The 24,403-nt window shown below is 48.1% G+C and carries 18 protein-coding genes and 1 riboswitch; of the genes, 14 read left to right on the top strand and 4 right to left on the bottom strand.

All coding sequences use genetic code 11. The features are described 5' to 3' along the window. The first annotated feature begins 24 nt into the window (after nucleotides 1-24). The 5 genes from ACJJII_RS13695 to ACJJII_RS13675 all read left to right on the top strand — a co-directional run bounded on the left by ACJJII_RS13695 (nucleotide 25) and on the right by ACJJII_RS13675 (nucleotide 7,480). Nucleotides 25-1,245 carry an ROK family transcriptional regulator gene (locus tag ACJJII_RS13695; RefSeq protein ID WP_444916587.1) on the top strand — a complete coding sequence of 407 codons (1,221 nt, stop codon included), beginning with the start codon at nucleotides 25-27 and terminating at the stop codon, nucleotides 1,243-1,245. Nucleotides 1,246-1,358: 113 nt separating this feature from the next. Continuing rightward, nucleotides 1,359-2,345, top strand: coding sequence for a glycoside hydrolase family protein (locus ACJJII_RS13690; RefSeq protein WP_413665021.1), 987 nt, complete (start codon nucleotides 1,359-1,361; stop codon nucleotides 2,343-2,345). A gap of 353 nt (nucleotides 2,346-2,698) precedes the next feature. After that, on the top strand, nucleotides 2,699-5,203 hold the full coding sequence (locus ACJJII_RS13685) for a TonB-dependent receptor (protein WP_444916586.1): 2,505 nt from the start codon (nucleotides 2,699-2,701) through the stop codon (nucleotides 5,201-5,203). Between the two features lie 198 nt (nucleotides 5,204-5,401). Beyond that, nucleotides 5,402-6,334 carry an ROK family protein gene (locus ACJJII_RS13680; RefSeq protein ID WP_444916585.1) on the top strand — a complete coding sequence of 311 codons (933 nt, stop codon included), beginning with the start codon at nucleotides 5,402-5,404 and terminating at the stop codon, nucleotides 6,332-6,334. 246 nt (nucleotides 6,335-6,580) lie between these two features. Continuing rightward, on the top strand, nucleotides 6,581-7,480 hold the full coding sequence (locus ACJJII_RS13675) for an alpha/beta hydrolase (protein ID WP_444916584.1): 900 nt from the start codon (nucleotides 6,581-6,583) through the stop codon (nucleotides 7,478-7,480). 418 nt (nucleotides 7,481-7,898) lie between these two features. Here the strand turns inward: ACJJII_RS13675 and ACJJII_RS13670 are convergent, their stop codons facing one another. From ACJJII_RS13670 to pdxH, 4 genes are all read right to left on the bottom strand, one after another. Then, nucleotides 7,899-8,879 carry a BamB-related PQQ repeat family beta-propellar protein gene (locus tag ACJJII_RS13670; protein ID WP_444916583.1) on the bottom strand — a complete coding sequence of 327 codons (981 nt, stop codon included), beginning with the start codon at nucleotides 8,877-8,879 and terminating at the stop codon, nucleotides 7,899-7,901. A 532-nt stretch (nucleotides 8,880-9,411) separates the two neighbouring features. Next, nucleotides 9,412-10,749 (bottom strand): RDD family protein, encoded by a 1,338-nt coding sequence (locus ACJJII_RS13665; RefSeq protein WP_444916582.1) that lies wholly within the window; start codon nucleotides 10,747-10,749, stop codon nucleotides 9,412-9,414. After that, nucleotides 10,749-12,440, bottom strand: coding sequence for an Hsp70 family protein (locus ACJJII_RS13660; protein ID WP_444916580.1), 1,692 nt, complete (start codon nucleotides 12,438-12,440; stop codon nucleotides 10,749-10,751). Before ACJJII_RS13660 ends, ACJJII_RS13665 begins: the two co-directional genes overlap by 1 nt. Before the next feature lie 236 nt (nucleotides 12,441-12,676). Then, complete coding sequence (pdxH, locus tag ACJJII_RS13655; protein ID WP_444916579.1) at nucleotides 12,677-13,315, bottom strand: pyridoxamine 5'-phosphate oxidase; 639 nt, start codon at nucleotides 13,313-13,315, stop codon at nucleotides 12,677-12,679. 267 nt (nucleotides 13,316-13,582) lie between these two features. Here pdxH and ACJJII_RS13650 point away from each other — a divergent pair, with 267 nt between their 5' ends. From ACJJII_RS13650 to csrA, 9 genes are all read left to right on the top strand, one after another. Next, a complete protein-coding gene (locus tag ACJJII_RS13650; protein ID WP_444916578.1) occupies nucleotides 13,583-15,187 on the top strand; it encodes a 5-guanidino-2-oxopentanoate decarboxylase in 1,605 nt (534 codons plus the stop codon). A 28-nt stretch (nucleotides 15,188-15,215) separates the two neighbouring features. Continuing rightward, the gene (locus ACJJII_RS13645) at nucleotides 15,216-16,649 is read left to right on the top strand and encodes an aldehyde dehydrogenase family protein (RefSeq protein WP_444915999.1); all 1,434 of its coding nucleotides are present in this window, start codon (nucleotides 15,216-15,218) and stop codon (nucleotides 16,647-16,649) included. A gap of 65 nt (nucleotides 16,650-16,714) precedes the next feature. Then, a riboswitch (SAM-I-IV-variant riboswitch) is annotated at nucleotides 16,715-16,841 on the top strand. A gap of 58 nt (nucleotides 16,842-16,899) precedes the next feature. Further along, a complete protein-coding gene (locus ACJJII_RS13640) occupies nucleotides 16,900-17,115 on the top strand; it encodes a hypothetical protein (protein WP_108732493.1) in 216 nt (71 codons plus the stop codon). A 78-nt stretch (nucleotides 17,116-17,193) separates the two neighbouring features. Further along, on the top strand, nucleotides 17,194-18,393 hold the full coding sequence (locus tag ACJJII_RS13635; protein WP_444916577.1) for a glycine C-acetyltransferase: 1,200 nt from the start codon (nucleotides 17,194-17,196) through the stop codon (nucleotides 18,391-18,393). 85 nt (nucleotides 18,394-18,478) lie between these two features. Beyond that, the gene (gene tdh, locus ACJJII_RS13630; RefSeq protein ID WP_444896565.1) at nucleotides 18,479-19,504 is read left to right on the top strand and encodes an L-threonine 3-dehydrogenase, zinc-binding type; all 1,026 of its coding nucleotides are present in this window, start codon (nucleotides 18,479-18,481) and stop codon (nucleotides 19,502-19,504) included. Nucleotides 19,505-19,916: 412 nt separating this feature from the next. Then, nucleotides 19,917-20,333 (top strand): hypothetical protein, encoded by a 417-nt coding sequence (locus tag ACJJII_RS13625; RefSeq protein ID WP_444916576.1) that lies wholly within the window; start codon nucleotides 19,917-19,919, stop codon nucleotides 20,331-20,333. A gap of 334 nt (nucleotides 20,334-20,667) precedes the next feature. Beyond that, nucleotides 20,668-21,744 (top strand): helix-turn-helix domain-containing protein, encoded by a 1,077-nt coding sequence (locus ACJJII_RS13620; RefSeq protein ID WP_444916575.1) that lies wholly within the window; start codon nucleotides 20,668-20,670, stop codon nucleotides 21,742-21,744. 90 nt (nucleotides 21,745-21,834) lie between these two features. Continuing rightward, entirely contained in the window at nucleotides 21,835-23,265 is a 1,431-nt protein-coding gene (locus ACJJII_RS13615) for an amidohydrolase family protein (protein WP_444916574.1), read from the top strand. Between the two features lie 754 nt (nucleotides 23,266-24,019). Then, nucleotides 24,020-24,190 (top strand): carbon storage regulator CsrA, encoded by a 171-nt coding sequence (gene csrA, locus ACJJII_RS13610; RefSeq protein ID WP_444916573.1) that lies wholly within the window; start codon nucleotides 24,020-24,022, stop codon nucleotides 24,188-24,190. Nucleotides 24,191-24,403 lie beyond the last annotated feature (213 nt).

The raw sequence follows: 24,403 nt of genomic DNA, 5'->3' as shown, positions 1-24,403 counted from the left end.
CACGTTTCATCTCAGGGGGCACGGATGGGTAAAGGTAGCAATTCCAGTGGTTTACGCCGTTATAACGAGCGAGTGGTGCTTACGACCCTGCGGAAGACTGGCGCAGCCTCCAAGTCCGACCTAGCGCGCCAAACTGACCTCACCGCTCAGGCGGTTACCCGGATTGTCGATGATTTGGAAAGCGCAGGGCTGGTAATGCGAGAGGGGCGGCGACTGGGCGGCAAAGGCCAACCCTCGATTATGTACGTTATTAACCCTACTGGTGCTTACTCTGTCGGTATCAAGGTGGGACGGCGCAATATCGAGCTGCTACTAATGGATTTTGGTGGCACAGTACTAAAGAAGATTTGCCACGAGTTTGAATTCCCGGAGCCCGAATTTTTATTGGCAAAAATTGAATCGGGCCTCCAGGCACTTACTGATACCCTACCCGCTAAAGACAGAGGGAAACTAGTGGGCGTTGGTATCGCTATGCCCTGGTTTATCGGCGCCTGGACTGAAGAACTCAATATGAGCGAGGAACTAGCGGCCCAGTGGAAAGAAATTAATTTTGCTGAAGAAGTTGCTCAGCGCACACATCTGCCAGTCTTCTTCGAGAACGACTGTTCAGCTGCTGCTGTTGCCGAATTGCAGTTTGGCAATGGCCAGGACATATCCAATTTTCTCTACGTTTATATCGGGACCTTTATCGGTGGAGGCCTGGTATTAAATGGCAGCCTGGAAACCGGCGTCCATGGCAATGCGGGCAATCTGGTTTCCCTGCCAGTGCCCCCCTCAAAACTTAGCAGTACCCCTGAAAATCAAGGGGCATTTGAGCTACTCCTCAATCGCGCTTCACTATTTGGTTTGCGCAGACATTTACGAGAGTGCGGCATTGAAATTACCAGCGTTTCCGAACTGGAAACAGTGATGGACCAGGCCCGCCCTCAAATCCAGGAGTGGCTGGATGACTGTGCAGATGCGCTGGTTTATGCATTTCTATCGGCAATCAGCGTACTGGACCTGGAGGCTATTATTGTCGATGCGCATTTACCCCGCTTTTTATTAGACGAACTGGTCGAAATGATTTCTCGCAGGATAAAGCAGGTGGCGCCTTCAGGTGTATTTGCGCCCAAAATTGTCAGTGGAAAAATTGGAGTCGATGCCATCGCCACAGGCGGTGCGATTTTGCCTTTTTACTCAATTTTTGCACCGGATAAAACAGTTCTATTAAAGGGCGGCATACCAGGAAGAATATCTACCTGATTGCGCCTTAATTGGAACCCCAGAAAGCATAAAAATAACTCTGGGCTCCTTAAGAATAATCAAAGCAATAACTCACTGGCAAATTTCCAATCAGCACTAATGAGGTAAATATCATGGCATTTAATCTCGATAATAAATGGGTATGGGATTTTTGGTTCGCGCAGGACGGCGACCAGTACCATGTATTTTACCTTCAAGCCGATAAATCACTGGGCGATCCTGAGCTGCGCCACTGGAATGTATCTGTCGGTCATGCCGTTTCTACGGACCTCATTCATTGGACAACGCTCCAGGATGCATTAAAACCCTCACCTCGAACTGCAACCGCCAGTGAGGAAGCTGCAGACTCTTACACTACCTGGACCGGCTGTGTACACAGAGAAGGCGATACCTGGTATATGTTTTATACCGGTACTAAATATTCAGAGAAAGGTCTGGTTCAGCGGGTCTGCCTGGCAACTTCCAAAGACTTATTACACTGGGAAAAACACCCCAACAACCCCCTGGTGGAATTAGATCCCAATTTCTACGATGGCCTGAACCTTGAATATTGGCACGATGCATCCTGGCGTGACCCATGGATCGTTAAAGACCCCTCGCAGAATCTCTACCATATGTATCTCACTGCGCGCTGTAACCAGGGCAGCCCTGATGGGCGTGGCGCAGTTGGCTATGCCAGTTCAACGGACTTAATTCACTGGAAAGTGGGGCAACCGGTATTGGCTCCCGGTTGGTATGGCGAAATGGAAGTACCGCAAATTGAATATATCCATGGCCGCTACTACTTATTCTGCTCAGTATCGACAAAGTTCCACAGCACTGCCCATCGACAATCCATGCAGGGCACACCACTGACTGGCACAAAATATTTTATCGCCGATGATCTGAATGGCCCATACGAAGTGGTTGGAGATGGCTTTATCGGCGCAGACCAGCAGGGATCACTCTATTCCGGCCGGGTTATCCAGGGGCCGGACCAACAATGGTATCTGCTGGCTTTTAATAGGGACGATGCCGAGGGCAACTTTATCGGCGGTATCTGCGACCCCAAGCGCATCGAGTTTATGGACGATGGACAACTGGAATTGGCCAAAGACTAGCAGGCAGGAGTCGCAACCAAATCCTTAGGTAGATGCTCACCAGAAGCATCTACTGCCCCGTATCCCCTTCTCCCGCAACCAGTGCTACTTAGAAAGACAAGCAGCACTGTCACCAAAAGCAAAGATCGATACCGCGAAAATCACTACTTCCCCTTGGTTTACTTATCTATTTGCTGATTCCACTGCGTAAATTCCGCAAATTTTCGTGTTGCCTTTATTAAATCACAGTGATTTAATAAATGTGTTCGCGGGGAGAGGTCCCACCCATGCGGTAACAGGAAGAGAGTCTCGAGCCCGCAGAGAACGGGCCGTGAAAAATCTAATAACCATAAGAGATGATTGAGGAGAGCGCCGTGATTGCAGAGGGCTTCCAAGCAGGTTCAGAGACACAGAAACACTTTAAACCACACTCCATAGCCCTGGCAGTTGCCATGGCCTCCAGCGTAGCGGTACCGGCAACAGCTGAGGAAATGCCGGAAATTGAAGAGGTGATGGTTACCGCAACCGCCCGACCGGTTACCAAGATGGAATCCAGCGTTTCCGTTAGTGCACTGGACACTGAGGAAATGGCGAAGTACGCCCCGCGCTCTACCGCAGAGCTGTTCCGCAGCTTACCCGGTATTCGGGCGGAATCCTCCGGTGGCGGCGGCAATGCAAATATCACCGTTAGGGGTATTCCCCTGGCAACTGGCGGCTCCAAATATATGCAAATCCAGGAAGACGGATTGCCTGTATTAGAATACGGCGATATTAATTTCGGTAACACTGACAACTTTGTTCGCACCGACTCCTCTCTCGCACGTATAGAAAGCGTACGCGGCGGCTCTGCCTCCACCTTTGCCAGTAATTCCCCTGGCGGTGTGATCAATATGATCAGCAATACCGGCGAAGAAGAAGGTGGTAATGTAGGACTTTCGTTTGGTGCGGACTACGATGAGTCCCGCCTGGACTTTGGCTATGGCCACCACTTGAATGACACTTTGCGATTCTATGTCGGCGGATTTTTAAGAGAGGGAGAAGGCATCCGCGAGACCGGCTTTGATGGGGATTCCGGCGGCCAACTCAAGGCCAACCTCACCAAAGAGTTTGATAACGGTTATGTCCGCCTCTATTACAAACATCTCGATGACCGGTTAACAACTTATCTTCCTGGCCCTGTAACCTATAAGGGCGATGGTGAATTCGGCACGGTTGCCAACTTCGATGCCAGCAGCCAAACCCTACATTCCGATAATTATCGATACATTTCCACTTTTGATGCCTACGGCAATCCGGTAACCCGCGACTTATCCGACGGTATCGAATCTCTGGTGGAAGCCTATGGCTTTGAAACCAAATTCGAATTTAATGATGGCTGGACTGTTACCGACAAATTCAGAATTTCTGATGTTAGCGGCAGCTTTATTTCCCCCTTTACCGATACTTTCGGCGATTACGGACCACAATCCACACAGGATATGGCTGATACCATTTGTGCAAATGCCGTAGGCAGTAGCGGAGAGGCCATAGACTGTAGCGCCGGCACAACGGTGACTTATGCCAATGGTGAAGAGGCCGAAGGCCTCGCCTATGTCGACCTGCTCTTTGATACAGAAATACACGATTTGGGTCTGATAGTTAACGACTTTAAAGTCGACAAATTAATTGGCGATAATATTGTTGTTTCCGGTGGGTTCTATTACTCCAACCAAAATATCAAAACCAGCTGGAATAGTTGGAATGCCCTAGTTCAAACTGTTGACGGCAGCAATTCTGAAAACCTCACCATAACTGCCAATGCCAACGGAGATGTACTGGTAGATGATGGGGTCTGGTCTGCAAGCTTTCTTTCCTGGGCCTGGGACCTGGAATATGAAACTTATGCACCCTATATGAATGTGGCGATCGACATCGGCGACTTTACCTTCGATGTCAGTGCCCGCCACGATATGGTCAATGCCAAAGGCTCCCTGGTTTCCAGCTGCTGCGGTGGTGATACAGACTACGATCTGAATGGCGATGGTATTATCAGCGATGTGGAAAGTGCTAGCGCTTCCGATGCCTTTGGATTCACCGGCGGCGTCATCACAATGGCCAATGGATCCACCCAGCTCGTTGACTACGATGCAGACAACACCTCTTTCTCTCTCGGTGGAAATTATATTCTCAACGACAGCATGGCTATTTTTGCCCGCTACAGCGAGGGTGGTCGAGCAATTGCCGATCGGCTTCTACAAATTAGCGGCGCCCTCAACAGTGACGGAAGCCTAACCGACACCACCGATGGCTTCGACTCTGTGGACCAGCTGGAAATTGGATACAAACTCTCAACCGGCGATCTGGATTTCTTTGCAACTTACTTCAATACGGTCACTGAAGAGACCAATGCAGAAATCACTAGCGGCTTAACGTTTGTACGCGAGTATGAAGCCCAAGGAATCGAGCTGGAAGCAGCCTACAGTTATGGAGACTTTTCCGTAAATGGAAACCTCACCTGGACCGACGCCGAAATTTCAAAAGATGCCAACGACAGTTCTGTCGTAGGTAATACGCCGCGCCGCCAAGCAGATTTCATTTACACGATTACACCGCAATATAACTTTGGCGATGACTTTACATTTGGTGCAAGCCTCCAAGGGTCTACAGAATATTTTGTTTCTGACTCCAACCAGTTGAAACAGGAAGGTTATGTCCTGGTCAATCTGTTTGGTTCTTATTACCTGACAGAAGACCTTACCGTTTCCTTTAATGTAAACAACCTAACCGATGAATTTGTTGTTACCGAAGTTGAAGAGTCTTACGCAGAAGTTGGAGACATAGTACGCGGACGGGCTATCAGTGGCCGCTCCACCAGCGTCAGTTTCAATTACGCTTTTTGATCGTTGTTCTTCCCTACTCTAGTAAGTGGTTTGCAGTTCTGCCCATAGCTTTGCAAACCCCGAGCGTCTGGCCCCCACCGGCGCTCGGTTTTTTTCTTTAAGAGACAATATAACCAGCTATAAACTATCAGTAGTGTAATTTCGGAAACCATCAACTGATAATACGAATAACTTATGTAACCCGGGGAGCGGATTAGGATGGAAATGCAAGGCAATGCGGTAGATACCTTGCTCGGCGGAATTGAAGCCGGTGGTACCAAATTTAACTGTGTGGTAGCCGCTGGGATTAATGACATCCGTGAGCGAGCCAGCTTCCCAACCACCGATCCAGAACATACGCTATCCAAGGTCGCTCAGTTTTTTCACGAAAGCAGTCAGCGCCACGGCACTGTTTCTGCGCTGGGCATAGCCAGCTTTGGTCCGGTAAACCTGGACCCAGAATCCGCCTACTATGGCTATATCACCCAAACACCTAAAGCTGGCTGGTCCAATACCAATATGGCTGGCTACTTCAGCCAAGCCCTGTCGGTACCAGTTGCTTTCGATACAGATGTTAATGGCGCCGCCCTTGGAGAGCACCTCTGCGGCGCCGCTACAGATGTTAAGAACTTTGTCTACGTCACCATCGGTACCGGTATCGGCGCCGGTATTATGATCGACGGGCAGCTGATCAATGGATCTATGCACCCGGAAATTGGGCATATGTTGATGCCTAGAGACAGCCAAAAGGATTCTTTTAAAGGCAACTGCCCATTTCATAACAACTGCCTTGAAGGACTGGCCTCAGGTCCTGCGATAGAGGAGCGTTGGGGACTGCGTGGCCAACACCTGGAACAACACCACCCGGCCTGGGACCTGGAGGCGGAGTATCTGGCCACTATGTGTGTCAACCTTACCAGCTGCTACTCACCACAGCGGATCATACTGGGGGGTGGAGTGATGATACAGGCGCACCTATTCAATCGCATAAGACAAAAATTCCTAGCCTTAGCCGGTGGTTACTTTCCCCAAGTCTCAGAAAGTAATATTGAACGGTATATCGTTGCACCAAAACTAGTGGGAAGGTCCGGTGAAATCGGCTCTCTGCGGATGGCCCAGCACCTATACAACACTAAAAACGTCATTGCCTAAACCAAGGAGGGGACATCCCCTTCCCGCCCATCTTCTTTTCAGTGGACGTGGTTCCCACGCACAATGTCCCTATTTCTGTGATCACGACCACTTCTTGGGCAAAAACTTGCTATGCAGAGTGATTCCTGCGGCAGTAACCCCCTCCCCAGCTAGCGATTCCCATTATCTATCTGTTAGGCTTTCATATAGATACCTCTAGTAAGCAGGGCGATAACAGGTAAGTTTCAGCGCCCCTCAGGGATAGCAATGAAAATAATTAGATTATTAGTGATAGGTATTCTTAGTGCCTTTTGCCAGCTGGCAGTGGCCGGCAGTGCCGAACCCACAACTTTCACCCGCCCGGGGATACTGTCCTACAACTTTTACTCTGATTTACTAGAGCGTGAGTACATTATTGACATAATGCTGCCTCTCTCGTACACCCCGGAAAACACCGATCGCTATCCAGTCATTTATATGACCGATGGCTTTCTGCATTTCCCTATGACAGCCCCTAACCTTCTTCAGGAACAGGTTCCCGATGAGTTTGGCAATGTCAAAATGCCCCCTGTAATTCTGGTAGGTATCTCCCACGCTTTTGACAGCCCGAATTTTTCTCAGCGAGTAATGGATTTCACCCCCGTGCCTGGTGTGATCAAAGGTGCCGAACTCGGTGGAGGCGCCGATCACTTTCTTGAGTTTATCGAAGAGGAACTAAAACCCTTTATCAATAATAATTTTAAAGGTAACGAAGAAGACGAAACCCTAGTGGGCCATTCCCTGGGTGGGCTTCTGGCTCTCCATGCACTTTTTAACCACACCAATAGCTTTGACCGATATGTTATTGGAAGCCCCAGTATTTGGTGGGCCGATAAGCAAATTTTAGATAGTGAATTGGCCTATGCAGAACGCAATGCCGATTTAGGAAAAAGTGTGTATTTATTTATAGGTGGAGAGGAGACTTGCAGTGAAATCGACTCAGTTTGCGCAGTAAAAGACTTCTCTCAACTAGTAAAAAGACTTAAGTCCCGTAACTACAATAGCCTTACCCTAAGAAAACGTGTATTTGATAACGAGAATCACGGTAGTGTTGTTAATCCAGGCTATGATCGAGGGATAGAAAAGGTCTTTAAGGCTAAGGTACTACCTAGAAAATATTCTTTCTAATAAACTTATTTTACCCTTTAGTAACACAATATTGATTAAGAATGAAATAACCCCCCAAAAGACTGCTTCACAAAATCGTAAGCACAAGAAAATAACCCTTCCCAGCTGTAGTGGCACACTACAGATCGATCTAAGATATTACAAAACTAATAGCCTATATTAGACAATTGACTAATGATCAAAGCCTTAACTGTAAACGATTGGCCAATCAAAAATCATTCTACCTATCGAATAGGCCAGAGAGTATAGATTTCTCTATGGTCCGGCAACAATAAAATCACCTAATCTGTTCTTCAGAGTTACCAGTGTATGGAGAGCCTGGGCATACCCAGGATCTCCCAAACTCATCGAAAAATCGCATTTAACCTAATCCCAGGCAAAGTTTCATCCCTAACAATTACTAGCCACACTTCAACAATTACGTTCTTTTGAAAATGTGCAAAGATTCTCTATGATCATAAACCAACAAATAAGGCTCTCTAAAAATCATAGAAGTAGCTCCTGGAAAACTAACTCCATCTTCTTTATAAAGCCAATCAAACTTATGACTAACTATATCAAATGCACCAATAGCCCCTAGCCTGCGATCTGTTGTAATTATATGATTACCATCAAGGATATAACCATCCCTTTGTGAATGTATGCACACTGATTCAAAATATGACTTATCCTGATAATTATCCTTTAACTTTCCACTTAACAAATCAAAAGCTGCGTAACTAGTTAACATTTGATGAAGGGTTCCTTTATCTTCATCAACCCTTAACCCACCCGAGAAAGTATCTATCTTCCATTCAATACTTCCTGTTTCGAGATCAAAGGCAATTACTTTGTTAGCCGCCTTAAAGGCAAATATGACAATTTCGCTACTTGCCCCAATTAAAGTAGGAAGATGTTTATCACTAGCCAGATCTACAGACCACTTAACCCCCCCCGTCTTTAGATCACGCCTACTAACGCCATTGAGCGATACCGTAAAGGCCCTATTTGTTTCAACCTTTATAAGCTCCCCAAAATTGGACTCCCACAGAATCTTATCTCGATAAACATCCTGAATGCCAACCTTCCCCTGAAAAAGAGAGTAGTCATAATCAGTCGCCACCACAATGAAGTTATCATCGTAAAGGTTAAAGTCACCAATCCCATTTTTAACTGGTACTGATTTCAGTGTGAGCAATTGACCATCAAAAAACTCATACCCATTGCATGAAATACAGACAAGTAAATTATCTTTTTGTATAAACTTATTAAAATTTTCTGCAACCGATAACTCATTTATGACACTTCCACTCTGCAAGTCATATTGCACTACCTTACTCTCTGATTGATAGATTAAAATTCCATCCACCAAAGAACAACCTCTCCTAACATTTTTTATTTCAGATAACTTTATAAACATCTAGTGCATATACCTTAATGTACAAAATCCATAAATGTCAGATGATTTATTAATTGCCCCTGGTTGGCAAAATCCACAAACTGTTGTGGTGAGGTGATTCCATGAGATATAAAGAAATCTGGATTACATGCAAACAAATTACTCGGCTTAGTAGTGTCCTGAATACATTATTAAATTGTCCCTTCACAGCATCACTTATATGGTCACTAAAATAATATTCAAAAATACTGCCACCTTTAATGTACGCTTCAATAGCGGAATCATCGGCGACGACTACCTCCAACATTTCTGTAATTGCATTCTGAGACTGTTTATTTTTGTATATTAAAAATAAATCTTTTTCACTTTGACTCAATTACCAATAGCTAGTCTGCATTTACCTTTTGATAGATATAGACGCCATCTCCACTAGCAAATACCTCTTTATCAGCATATTTTATCATCTTAAGTCCAAAGCGCTTATAAATCAGACTGAATTGTAAATATATAAGAAAAGAGTGGGTAAACCCCCACTCTTGAACTAAGTATTAGTCTAGCGACGCAAATACTCCTCTCGGGTTTTACGCATATTAACTACATGGCTCCTGCTAAGCCGGTCATGAATCAAGTTGCCCCCGAGAAAACAGTTGATAAACCAACCGATCTTCCCAAGCGCCAAACATAAAACAAAACTAACAACCCGCCATAAACCATGCCCATATCCAATGCGCTTGAAATTACGGTTAGTAACGCGATACCCCATTAAGTATTTACCCGGAGTACCCTGGAATCTAGAACTGTCCAATATCCAAGCAAAGAACAAGTACGCAATAATACAAATTCCGCCTGCCTGGAGAGTTGCCTCACTTTCAGGTCTATCGAGAGCGGCCATAAAAACAATTGAAGTTGGGAAGCCAATAACAACATAAATCAGTAATAGATCCAGAACAACAGCTATTCCTCTGGCCAATAAGTGGCCAAAAAAATACTGCTCGTAGTTCTCGACCAACCCTTCACCATTAACCCTTATGACTTCGCATCCCCCGCGAAGCCCCTGTAGTGGATCGATCTCAGACTCATGATTTTCCATGGTCCCGAACAAGCTATCGCACAGTTTTTCATCCAACGACTGGTATAAGTAGGGTGCGTTTCCCCTCCAATCAAATAAACTATCGCAGTACTGTAGGACGTTTGCGGAAACCAACCTTTGGGACTTTCTTTCCCCCTCCTTTTCTTGACCGGACTGATTCAACCGGGTAAAACGATCAAAAATTGAGAGCCCCAAGTTCCAGTTGTACTCCTCATCCAGCATATGCGAACTCTTTGCGAGAAAATACCATCTTTGCTCATCGTTAAGCTCGACATCACTGCTAAGAATTTCGTCTACCTGTTTGAGGACACGCCGATATTCCTCAATCCGCAAGTCTCTTTCCTGTTTCGATACCGCTTGCTCTTCCGAAATAGGTATAACTGCTTCGCTCTGAACACTTGATTCAGCCCTCTCCCCCTCTTTCTCTTCAATTGATACCGAGGGCTCCGACTTTGAAAGGCTTTCGGCTTTTTCTACCGCTAAGGTATCGTTTGTATCATCATCAGCCTGATCTACCCTAGCGGTGGAAACGATAGGTTCTTCGGCTTTTAGGGGGAGTAACTCTGAAGGTAATTCGCTGGATGAGAGGCCGTGATTACTACTCTGCAATTCTACATCGGCTTCTTCCTCTTCCTGCAACTGTTCAGCAAGTTGCAATGCCTGCTTATACGCAGAGTGCAAAACCTGAAACTCCTCAGGTTTTTCATCAGGGCGCGTTTGCTTCAACTTTTTAGCGTAGGCACGCTTGATAGCCCTGGCATCATTGACAGGGGTAATATCGAGGACTGCCCAAGGGTTCATTAAATCCAGTCCTCGCTATCCAACCGATCCAGAATTTCACCGACTTCTGTGCGCGCTTTGGTGATTTCTGTAGGGTTTTGTCGCTCAAGCACACTATCAAACGAAGCCAGCAGTCTGGCGATATACTCCCGCTGTTCACCCAGGCTCGACTCATATAAGCGTTCGCCACGAGCGATAATTGCCTGGTTTTTTTCATCTTCCCTTGGGTGGAACTTTAACTTTGCCAATTTCTCCAAAGCTTCAACTTTTTGTACTTCGGTAAGAGCACCCGGTGTGAATTCAATTAATTTATTGAAATTTTTCCTTGTGGAGACAACAGTAACGTCCACCTCCAGAAGCCCATTCATATCGTAGGTGTAACGAATATCAGCCGCTTCCTCACCCTTTGCTTTCTTAGGCACAGGAACTGTTAGCTCACCTAAGTAAACGTTCTTTTTCACCAGGCGATTTTCTCCCTGGTATACATCGACACACAACTGTGTCTGATTATCCTGAGCAGTCCACACCCGCCTTACAACGCTGACTGGTACAACGGTATTGCGCTCGATAATAGGCATAAAGTAGGCACCGAGCTGCGGATTATCTTCATTAATAACACCAGTTCCCAGGGTATAAGGACATACATCAGTCAGGACAATATCATCCAGTGCCGAGTTCTTTTCTTTTAAGCCAGCCTGAATAGCTGCCCCCATCGCAACGACAGTGTCCGGATCCAAATGACAGGCTGGCAGACGGCCAAACATTCGACCAACCATTGAACGAAACTGGGCCATGCGCGTAGAACCGCCAACCAATACCACTTCATCAATTTTCTGTGGGGGCAAATCTGCATCGCGCATTGCCCGCTCAATTGGCCGTTTCGCTCTTAACAACAGGGGGGTGCTGAGTTTTTCAAACCACTCTGGGGTCACCTGGAATTGCAGGGAGCGCCCATCAAGTTGTAATTCAAGTTTTTGCTCAGGCTGCTGGCTAACTCGACGTTTGGCACTCTCCATTTGCATATATAAGTTTTGCAAATCGCGAGGGCTTAAAGCCTCTTTATTAATATCAAACTCAGTCAGAGCATCATCGATCATTGCCTCAACAAAATCCTCTCCACCGAGGAAGTTGTCTCCGGCACTGGCATGAACTTCCATAATGCCATCGAAAAATTCCAGGATGGAAACATCGAAGGTGCCACCCCCAAGATCTAAAATAAGGAAGTTTCCTTCGCGCTTGTCGTGTAATCCGTAAGCAATGGCAGCCGAAGTTGGCTCGTTAATTAGCCGCTCTACTTTTAATCCCGCAAGCTCTCCTGCCAACTTGGTAGCATGGCGCTGATTATCATTAAAATAAGCTGGGACACTGATTACCGCTTCGGTTACCTCTTCACCAAGAAAAGTTTCAGCATCTTCTTTGAGCGCACGTAAGATTAACGAGGAGAGTTCTGTTGCACTAAATTTCTGTTTCCCCAGGGAAACTTTGTGGTCAGTGCCCATCAAGCGCTTAAACGCAGCCACAGTGGTACTACTGTGATTAATAAGACGTTCTTTAGCCGTTTTGCCGACTAGCAGAGTGCCAGAATCATCAAGCCCCACAACTGACGGGGTCAAAATTTCACCCAAACGATTGGGAATTAGTTTTACCCCTTCATCGGTCAGTACCCCGCAAGCACTATTAGTGGTTCCCAAATCGATACCAATAATGGCCATATTTCCCCTACCTACCCTTGGATTCGAATTGCAAAAACGATCGAATCTATAGAATTTTTAAGACATTAGTTTTAGCTATATTTATGGCGCATTATTCTAAGCGGCCTTGACCACAAATTGCCAGATAAGACACCGCTATAACACAATATCAGGGGATAGGTACTCACAAAGTGAGGCGTGATTAAGCGGTTAGTTGTGGCCCAAAGGGCTGGGCCACGAAAAGATAAATATGAAAATTAGGGGGCGCGACGTTCTATATTCCAGCTTTCATTTTCTTCACGGCGATAAATAAAACGATCGTGCAATCTATTTTCACCCCCCTGCCAAAACTCAACAGCATTGGGCACTACACAGTAACCGCCCCAAAATTCTGGCAATGGAATTGTTTTACCGGCAAAGCGAGCCTTCTCTTTATCAAACTGCTGCTCCAGTTCCTCCCTGGACGAAAGCGGCCGGCTCTGGTGCGAAGCCCACGCGGCCAACTGGCTATCCAGGGGGCGCGACTGGAAATAGGCCTCTGCCTGCTCGCGGGAAACAGGTTCCACCTTCCCATAAACAATCACCTGCCGCTCGAGACGGCACCAGGGAAACAACAGCGACACCTGAGGGTTAACGGCCATATCCCGGGCCTTGTCACTCTGTAAATTGGTATAGAAAACGAAACCCTTCTCATCGAATCCTTTCAGCAAAACAATCCGCTGCGAGGGGTGCCCGTCCGCGTTAGTGGTGGCAAGACACATGGCGCTGGCATCAACTAATTCTGCTTCAACAGCTTCTGCAAGCCACTTGCGAAACTGCTCCACGGGGGTCGGCTTCAATTCAGAGCGCCTTAAACCACCCATTTGGTATTCCCGACGCCATTGATCGATTTCCATGGTGATACTTCCTCGGTTGTTCTAGCTCAAAGTTTATTCAGCGAAGTGCCGGAAGGCTATTGTGCGGCAGCCACCTCGTCAAATTCCGCAAAATCTACTGACAGGTAAAGTAACCCAAGCGTACAAAGTTTCCTGCCGCAGTGCCGGGTGAATCTCAATTTTCCTGCGATATTGCCTGTGAAGATGCAGACTCTGCGGGTGCTTGCACGGCTTTTGGTGGGCCGCTAGGCTCACTGCATTTTTACACGAATAAGGAAAATGGTGCTTATGTCCTCTGCGCCCACATGCGCCCAGGTGCTGATGCGCCTGCTGCGCGAATACCAGGTAGAAAAAGTTTTCGGGATTCCCGGCGTACATACCATTGAACTGTATCGCGGCCTGCCCGGTAGCGACTTGATGCATATCACGCCAAGGCATGAGCAGGGCGCCGCCTTTATGGCAGACGGTTATGCCCGCGCCAGCGGCAAGCCCGGTGTCTGTTTCCTGATCACTGGGCCGGGGCTGACCAACGCAGCCACTGCGATGGCGCAAGCTTACTCAGACTCAATTCCTATGCTGGTTATTTCCGCCGTCAATCGCCGGGAAGACCTTGGCATGGGCCGTGGGCGCCTGCATGAGCTACCCCGCCAAAGCGATGCCAGTCGAGGCTTCTGTATCTGGCAGCACACCCTGACCCAGGCAGAACAATTACCGGAAGTGATGGCAAGGGCATTCCAGCTATTGCAGTCCAGCCGCCCCGGCCCTGTCCATATCGAAATCCCTATCGATTTATTCCCGGCTCCTATGTCCGGCAAGCTGGACGATTACCGCGCGGCACCCAATGCCATGGTACCGGCAGCCAACGCGACAGCTATCGCAACTGCTACCCAGTGGCTGCAAGCTGCCGAACGCCCAGTGATTCTGCTGGGCGGTGGCGCGCAATCTGCTGGAGAGGCGGCAACACAGGTATCAGAAAAAATTGCAGCTCCAGTCTTCCTGTCTCTGGCCGCCAAAGGCGTTGTCGATGAAAGACATCCTCTGTGTGGCGGAGCCAATCTCAGTTTTGATTGCGTGCGTGAGCGAGTGGAAGCTGCCGATGTGGTCTTGGCCGTTGGCACAGAGCTTTCGGAAACCGATCGCAATCTGGTGAAAGAGGATTACGCTTTCTCCGGCAAACTGATCCGCATCGACATTGATCCGGCTCAACTGGTATGCAATGCCCAGCCGGACCTGGCCATCTGCGCGGATGCAGCAGAAAGCCTTCAGCAATTAAGCGAAGCCTTGGTTCAGTGCGAAGAGAGCTCAAAACTGCGCGCAGAAAAAGAAGTTTCACAATTAATCGGTAACTGCCGCAAAGAGTGGTGGGAAGGTTCTGAGGAGCGCTTCCCTTGGGTTGAAGCTCTGCGCGAAGCCCTGCCCGATGAGGGAATTCTGGTTACCGACTCCACACAACTGGCCTATAACACTAACCACGCCTTGCCGCTGTACCATCCTCGCAGCCATATAACCTGCACTACCGGTTACGGCACGCTGGGCTTTGCCCTGCCCGCCTCGATCGGGGCCAAGTTATCCAGCGAGCGGGATGTAGTTGCCTTGATCGGCGATGGCGGCCTGATGTTTACTCTCGGTGAGCTGGCCGTTGCAGTAGAACAGCAACTGCCCCTGCCAATACTGGTTTGGAATAACAGCGGGTATGGAGAGATTCGCGACTTTATGGATGCCGCAGAAGTACCTCAAGAAGGTGTTAACCTTCGCACTCCGGATTTTGTCGCACTGGCAAAATCTTTTGGCGCTGAAGGTTGTCGCATCGACAAACCAAAGCAATTAGCTACGGCAGTCGCAGAAGCCCTGCAACGCAAAACACCAACAATTATCGAAATCACCGCCCCTTGAACTGGCGCGAAGCAAACGGAAGCGTGACATGACAGATTTCAGCAAGCTGCATACCGACAAACTGTTTATCAATGGTGAGTGGCGCGAGCCCCTCGGCACCAGTTCCCATCCTGTGATCAACCCCGCCACTGAAGAAATGATTTGCCAGGTGGTGGAAGGCTCTGCTGAGGATGTGGATATTGCCGTTGCCGCTGCCCGCAGCGCCTTTCGCAAGTGGCGCCATACCAGCGCAGATCAGCGCTCAGCCCTGCTAAATGCCATTGCTGACGGTATGGAGGAGCGCAAGGAAGACTTGATCCAGGCGATCTCACAAACCCTGGGTTGCCCCGCCCATATCACCCGTTGGTTGCATGTGGATGGCCCTATCTACGCCATGCGTTACTACGCCGGTCGCACTTCAATCATGGAAGAAACCGAAAAGGCAGCCCACTCGGTATTAATCCGGGAGCCGATTGGCGTGTGTGGCTTTATTACCCCTTGGAATTACCCTCTGCACCAATTTGTCGGCAAAGTGGCCCCGGCTCTCGCAGCGGGCTGCACCATGATTACCAAGCCTTCGGAAACCACTCCGCTACAGGATTTCGTCATGGCGGAGATTATCGAAGCAGCCGGTGTTCCTGCGGGCGTATTTAACCTGATCCCCGGTGCAGGCTCGGTCGTCGGCGCAGAGCTGTCATCGCACCCGGGAATCGATATGGTGTCCTTTACCGGCTCCACCCGTGCAGGTGTTGAAGTTGCCAAGGCTGCAGCGCCCACAGTTAAAAGGGTAACCCAGGAGCTGGGTGGCAAATCGCCTCTGATTATCACCCCGGATGCGGATCTTAAAGCAGCGGTTCGCTGGGGCTGCGAAGATGTATTTATTAACAGTGGCCAAACCTGCACCGCACTCACCCGTATGCTGGTTCCCGCTGAGCACTATGAAGAGGCGGTGGAAGTTGCCAAGCAGGTGGCTGAAGAAGTGGCCATGGGCACTGATGCCAATGCCTTTATGGGTCCCCTATCCTCCGCTCGCCAGCTGGAAATCGTGCGCGGCTACATCAAGAAAGGGATCGAAGAAGGTGCCCGCCTTGTGACTGGCGGCCTCGATCTACCCACCGAACTGGATAAAGGCTTCTATGTGAAACCCACGGTATTTGCCGACGTTCACAACGATATGGCCATTGCCCGGGAAGAAATCTTTGGCCCGGTGACCTGCCTGATCCCCTACAAGGATATGGATGAAGCCGTCGCCATTGCCAATGACACCGAATACGGTCTGTCCAGTGGCGTATGGGCTAAAGACGCCGAAAGCGCCATGCCTATTGTTCGTCGCATTGAAGCGGGCCTGTGCTTTGTCAACGGCGGTGAGTTTAACTACGACGCCCCCTTCGGCGGTTACAAGCGCTCCGGCAACGGACGCGAGTTTGGTGAGGCCGGTCTCGGTGAGTTTATCGAACTGAAATCCGTACAGCTTCCCGCATAAACTTCTGCACCGCCCTCTAATGGGGGCGGTACTGTTGACTGCTAATCCCCTCCCCGTTATCTTTGCTCGCACATCACGAGAGTGGCTGACGCCAACGCCAACCTGCCGACCGGGGCAAGGTGGTTCTCTCTCTGCGGCACACAAGGCCTGCGGGGAGGATGGGGCTCTACCAGAGCAAACCAACCGGATTAGCGAACATCACTTCGCCGCTTCCACGTCAGTCCTCCATAGTTTTACCATTGGAGGGACCATGTCCGAATCACCGTTTTCCAGTAAAGACATTATCGAAATTCAAATTGCCAGCCAAAGAAGCCACACGGCAGTACGCGCGGTGAGAAGAGGTGATCGTCAGTTGTTGTGGCAACTACTGTTCGACACTGCCGAAGAGGCATTAAAATTTGCCACCAGTTGCCGCGCCAGTGAGCACCCTATTTCGGCCCATGAGGCCTGCGAACTGGCGGGATAAAGTAGAACCAACAGGCGCCGCGAGCTCGCGCCCGTTACCCTGTGCCAAGAGCACCCGACAGGAGCTAAAAACAATACCATGTCAAAGCCAGAACAATTCTTTGAGCACCTGCGCAGCGAACTCAAACAGATCGATGCAGACGGCCTGTACAAACGCGAGCGGATTATTACCTCCCAGCAGGCCGCTGAGATCCAGGTGAACAACGACACCCAGGTACTGAATTTTTGTGCGAACAACTACCTGGGCCTGGCCAACCACCCGGACTTGATTGAAGCGGCCAAACAGGGGCTCGAACAATACGGCTTCGGCATGGCATCGGTGCGCTTTATATGCGGCACCCAGGACATTCACAAAGCGCTGGAATCGCGCCTTTCTGAGTTCCTGCAAACCGAAGACACCATTCTTTACACCTCCTGCTTCGACGCCAATGGCGGCCTGTTTGAAACACTGCTGGGCCCGGAAGATGCCATCATCTCCGACTCCCTCAACCACGCCTCCATCATCGACGGCGTGCGCCTGTGTAAAGCCAAGCGCTACCGCTACGCCAACAACGATATGGCGGAACTGGAGAAGCAGCTACAGGCCGCAGACGCCGCTGGCGCCAAGACCAAACTGATCGCCACTGACGGCGTTTTCTCTATGGACGGAGTTATCGCCAACCTCAAAGCCGTGTGCGATTTGGCCGACCAGTACAATGCCCTGGTAATGGTGGACGACTCCCACGCAGTGGGCTTCCTCGGAGACCACGGCCGCGGCACCCATGAATACTGCGATGTGATTGACCGCGTCGATATTATTACCGGCACCCTGGGCAAGGCCCTGGGCGGCGCTTCCGGCGGCTTTACTTCTGGCCGCAAGGAAATTATCGACATGCTGCGCCAGCGTTCGCGCCCCTATCTGTTCTCCAACTCCGTAGCCCCAGCGATCGTCACCGCCTCCCTGAAGGTGTTGGATATGCTGACTGAAGGCGGCGAGCTGCGTGAACAACTCCGCGACAACTCCGCTTACTTCCGCAAGCGCATGTCTGAAGCAGGCTTTACCCTGGCTGGTGCCGACCACCCGATCATCCCGGTGATGATTGGCGATGCTGCCCTGGCGCAGAAAATGGCTGACAAGATGCTGGAGCGCGGCATCTACGTAGTGGGCTTCTTCTATCCGGTAGTGCCCAAGGGCCAAGCCCGCATCCGCACCCAGATGTCCGCCGCCCACACTCGCGAGCAGCTCGACCAGTGTATCGATGCCTTCATTGAAGTTGGCCGCGAACTGAATATTATCTAAACCAAACAGCGGTGCTGATACGGTAATTCTCACAAGGAATTCACCGGAGCGGCACCGCGCCCTGCCATTTGTAGTTTTAAAAACAATGAAAGCACTATCCAAGCTGAAATCTGAAGTGGGAATCTGGCTTACCGATGTGGAAATCCCCACACCGGGCCACAACGACCTGCTGATCAAGATTCACAAAACCGCAATTTGCGGTACCGACATGCATATCTACAACTGGGATGAATGGTCGCAAAAAACTATTCCTGTCCCTATGGTGGTAGGCCACGAATATGTGGGTGAAGTCGTCGGTATGGGGCAGGAAGTTGCAGGTTTCCAGGTGGGCGACCGTGTTTCCGGTGAAGGCCATATTACCTGCGGCCACTGCCGCAACTGTCGCGCCGGCCGCCGCCACTTGTGCCGTAACACTTACGGTGTCGGTGTAGACCGCCCCGGAGCTTTTGCCGAGTATCTGGTAATCCCCGCGCTCAATGCCTTCAAGATCCCGGATAACATTTCTGACGATCTCGCCTCTATTTTTGATCCCCTCGGTAATGCGGTACACACGGCCCTGTCTTTCGACCTGGTGGGCGAAGATGTACTAATTACCGGCGCCGGCCCTATCGGTATTATGGCCGCAGCAGTCGCCAAACATGTTGGCGCACGCCATGTAGTTATCACCGATATCAATGAATACCGCCTGGACCTGGCACGCAAGATGGGCGCTACCCGCGCCGTAAACGTTGCCAAGGAAAACCTCAGCGATGTGATGAACGAGCTGGGAATGAGCGAAGGCTTTGATGTTGGCCTGGAGATGTCCGGCGTACCCGTCGCCTTCCGCGATATGATCGCCGCAATGAACCACGGGGGCAAAATTGCCATGCTCGGTATCCCCGCAGGTGAAATGGCGATCGACTGGGGGCAGGTTATTTTTAAAGGCCTGATGATCAAAGGTATTTACGGCCGTGAGATGTTTGAGACCTGGTACAAAATGGCCAGCCTGATTCAATCCGGCCTGGATTTAACCCCAATTATTACTCACCAGTTTTCGATCGATGACTTCCAACAAGGCTTCGATACCATGGGATCTGGTGAATCCGGTAAGGTTATCCTGAACTGGAAATAAGTCCCAATGGCTGCGGGATTGCCCGCAGCCATTCTCCCTGTGCCCTCAATTTACCACTCCCCTACCCCAAAATATCTTTGCGTTACCTGCCTGTTTCAACACTTTCGCAGTTGCTGCAGCTTAAATAGTTAACGACTGAAATAGATCTTCTATAACTTCGATTATTTTTTTAAAATCCTGGATCATTAGGTTCCAGCCGACCTAACACGCGATTCATTCAGCATCCCTGAAGCCTCTTTTTTACTGTACATCTTTATATTTATAGCGCCTGAACCTGGTACGATCGGACCGGATCGCTACCGCACTCTACTGCTGCAATAGGTCTTCCGGTTTTTAGTCCAATTGATTCCAAGATAACAATCAGGATAATAAAGATCATATTTACCGCGGCACAAATGTTAAAAGTAAGAACATGAAACTTTATTTAACTTTGGCATTACTTCTTTTTACACCATTTGTCATAGCAGATGAAAACCTCTTCTATGTGGGAACTTGGCAATCAAATGAAAAAAAGACTTTAGCCAGCATGAACAACGTGGAGGACATACCCGAGAAAACCCAAATGCTCTTCCGCTCCAATTTCTTTGGGCGTCTCGTGAATGTAGTTCGAGCAGATTCGTTTGCAACTTACATCATAGGGGAAAAGCCTGAGGCATTGACATTTTCACCACATACGATTGAAGTATTGAGTGCCGATACGATTCGTATCACATATTACGACGAACTCTCCACTTCTGATGAGACACGGATTTTAAAATACGAAAATAACTGCTACTCATTGCCAGTAACAAAATGGGAGTTTAGAGAATATTTTTGTCGTGTTGAATAAGACTCGCAACAAGCAGAAGTATACTCGCGTACTTCGAGTAATCGATCTCAGCTTCCCCCCCCATACTTTGGGAAGTTACACTTAGAGAGACTCTGAATAACTCCATAATACCCCTGCGGATCTTGAAGGCTGCATACGTTAGGCACAGTTCACCGAAAATGACCTGGTTGAAACGCAGCAGCTGTGGCATTCAACCCCCACCCTTCAGGGCCAACAGATTTGTTAAGAGGCTCCATAAGTAATCACCCAGTATGATCAAATACAGGAAGTTTCGAACGATGTTCCCACTTAAGAAATTCTGCTTATCGGCTTATAGCTTATTATTTGAGCAAATATGGTAAATTACTCCGCATCTAATTTTTTACAGATAGCCTTTATCACCCTATCGATTCTAGGTATTGCATTACTTTGGGCGCAAAACCGTTTTACAGCAATGCGATACTTGTTAGGCGCCACTGCATTATTGATGACATTTAATTTTGTAGAAGAAACGAAAGTAGTTAATCTTGGCTATTTAATCACGCCTTCGTTCTCATTATTGATGGGCCCATTATTTTTTGCTGTGGTTGCACAATTAATATCCACCAATTATCAACAACGGCGTAAACACTGGGTACACTTAGTACCAGCAGCAATCAGCTTATTATTTAATCACTGGCCGCAGTGGGTTTTAGCGGCCGGTACTTTAAGTCAGATTGTTTATTTCTCATTAAGTATAAAAGCGCTTATTCGATATCAACATATCTTGCCCCAAAACCGCTCCGATGCTAACAAATTGAGAGCTGATTGGGTTAAGCGTATCCTATGGGTTCTGGTTGGCGTTGCACTGGTGGATGCAGTGCGGCATAACTTGCAACCTTACTTACCCATTCCTCTTTTGCTCAGATGGTACCTTGTTATGCAGCTGAGCTATTTTTTGATTGTTTCTTTGCTTGTAATTCGCGCGGTTAGGGAACCGCAGCTATTTGCGGGTTTAACGGATGGTGAACAAGCCCTGGGCATATCCGTAATAGAGGATTGTGATAAGGGGAAGTGCAAAGCTGACGAAACGACTCAGGCGGATGCGCTTTTCAAGGAGCTTAACAAACAAGTTCATAGTCAACAGCTCTATCGCCTACCAAGGCTATCCCTCCGGGACTTGGCACAACATACAGGGCTTGGAGAGAAAGATATTTCCTGGGCCATTAATCAGGGCTATGGCGGTAACTTTAATGACTATGTTAATGCTCAGCGTTTGGCCGATGTAGTTTCGCAACTTGATTCAGTAAAAGAGAGTGATTCGGACAAGAAAGTTCGTCTCCTCGATATTGCACTTGAAGCGGGCTTTAACTCTAAATCCAGCTTCAACAGCCTATTTAAACGCCACCTTGGGATGACTCCTAGTCAGTATTTAGTAGCAAAACCCCAATAATGGTTACTTTGGACGTGCAAAATCTGGATTTCGGACGCTAGAAGCTGATAATTTTGGCATTTTGGCCTCTTTGATTCGCAAGAGGTCATAATGAAGTTATCTTCCTATTTTTCTCGCTCATGGAAAGCAGCGGTAGCTATTTTAGTTTTCATTAGCGTTGCTGCGCTCGGATCTTGGGGATATGCATGGTACATCCCTCCCTCTTCCTACGGGTTAGCTGAAAAGAATGCTCGTATTGTAGTTACCGATATCACAGTCATCGACACCCAGCATAATACAGCCGCAAGTAACCAAAACCTCGTCATTCAAGGTGGAAGAATTGCCCAAATAACTAGAGATGTAATACCTGAGATTGAAGGCGAGCTGAGGATTAATGGCCTGGGTAAATATGCGATGCCAGGCTTAATCGATATGCACAGCCATGTATGGGGTCGATCCGATCTATTAGCTATGTTAGCGCACGGAGTCACTCGCACAAGAGTTATGGCTGGCAATTCCCCTCAGCGTATTCTCAAAAAATGGATCGATACTGGGGATATAGCCGGCCCTCATATGGTGTTATCCGGTGCACCTGTAAATCAACATTCCCACTATGCCAGTGGCCGACACCACAAGTTTATTGGTAGTAAAGAAGAGGCTCGCCAGCTGGTTCGCCAGCAATATCAACAGGGGTACCAGCAAGTTAAAGTTTATGACGGTTTATTCCGTGAGGTTTTCTTCGCTATAGCTGATGAAGCGAAGAAGCTCGGCATGCCTTTAGCTGGCCACCCGCCTTTTGGTATTACTCTCAATGAATACTTATCGGCTAAACCGCAGTCATTAGAGCATGTGGAAATGATCTTTCAGGCACATTTGAACTACGACTATCAGCAGGAGAGCTTCGATGAAATTGTGCAGCAACTACTAGATAGCAACGTACCAGTTAGCCCTACTTTAATCGTATATGACAACGTAGCACAGATCGCGCAGCTTGGACCAGATTACTGGCACAGCATAGCTGATGATCTCGAGCTCAATCATCCCGCGATAAAAGCAATGGGTGAGCAGAAGGTTAATGGGATACATAGCGCTAAAGCGCAACAGGATTGGCAGGGTAAATCCAACATTTTCGGGGATATGGCCAAGCAGCTAAACCAAGCCGGTGTTGAGATAATGATAGCGTCTGACGGCGGAACCTTCTATACGCCCAATGGCTTGGGCACTATTCAAGAAATGCAACGATTAGTGGAGGTGGGGATCCCTGTTAATGATGTATTGCGAGCAGCAACCCATCACCCAGCAAAAGCACTGGGTATTAGCGATAAGGTGGGCTCCGTTTCCACAGGCTTTAATGCTGAACTATTGTTGCTCGAAGATGATCCACGAGAAAACTTGAACACCCTAACCAATCCCCTAGGGGTAATTTTGGATCAGAGCTACTTCGATAGACATAGCCTTAGTGAAATGAAAGAGCTAGCCAAAAGCACAGGATCGAAAAGTAATTTCTATTTTTGGTGGATTGTGGATAATTATATTTATTAGCGACCTTGCCAGTTAAATAAACTAAGAAAGTATCCCACAAAAGAGAAAGCCCAGCCGAATTAGAAGGGAACTCCATATTAACAGGTAGAGTCATCCCGCAAAATTAAGACATCCAAACCTACTAACACCCTAACTCGGAACCACCTAATTCGGCTAGCAAGCCATACAAACCTCGAACCTAAAGTTTAAAAGTAGATTTTTCAACCTGAGGTTCACTACCAGTGATTCAATGAGTTCGAAGTGCAAATTTACAAAATATAGGCACAAAAATGATCTTATTGGATTTTATTAAGTTTGTTTTAATATCAAAGCTACGTAAAATCGATGGATATGTATCGGCATATAAAGTTTACTTGAATGAGTCTCTATGAGGTCCAAATAAGCTACAAGAGAGACCTAAGAAGTCTGAAAAAGACTCATCTACTTAAAGGAGAACGCTAGAGCAATATAAGAATAAGTAAAAGGCGCTGACCCTAGGTGCTACCAACACCAGGGGCCAGCTAACCACATTGATATCTACACTATCAAAATGGCTATATGCATCATACGCTAGATACCCGCTCGTCTTCAATAAAGTGGAGTAGATCCAGCAGCTTGGAGCGTGTCCTCAAGCTCTGGGAGCGTTGCGCCCGCCTTTTCTTCTTCTATGCCTATCGTTCTCGCGCCCCACCTCTTTCAAATCCCACACATTACTTCTTGAATCTTCCCACTACGGAAGGCCATCTTCTATTTTGAAATTCAGCAGGAACGAAATATGTTAATTTTAAACCGCCGAGTTGGTGAAAACCTCAGAATTGGGGCAAAGATCTCAATCACAGTATTGGAAGTTAAGGGAAACCAGATAAGCATCGGCATAGACGCCCCAAAGTCAATATCTGTGCACCGTGAGGAGGTCTATCTGCGTATTAAAAAGAACAAGCGGTAATAGATAATAGCTACTGATCACAAGTTTGATTTTGTACTACTTAGTGAGTCTATAGCTCGTAAACCCAATAGCGGGAAGAGCTGAAGCAGCGGCTTTGTGTACAGTATTTCAAATCCCATGCCTGATTGAATTGACAGGCATTCAAAGCCAGCAAGATCTATCGAGATCCTCATCCTGCGTACAGCAAAATCACTAACACTCAAAAATAGCTTT

It is taken from the genome of Microbulbifer maximicatervae (SeqCode) (genome assembly GCF_052467825.1).
This window is presented reverse-complemented; position numbering and strand designations above follow the sequence as displayed.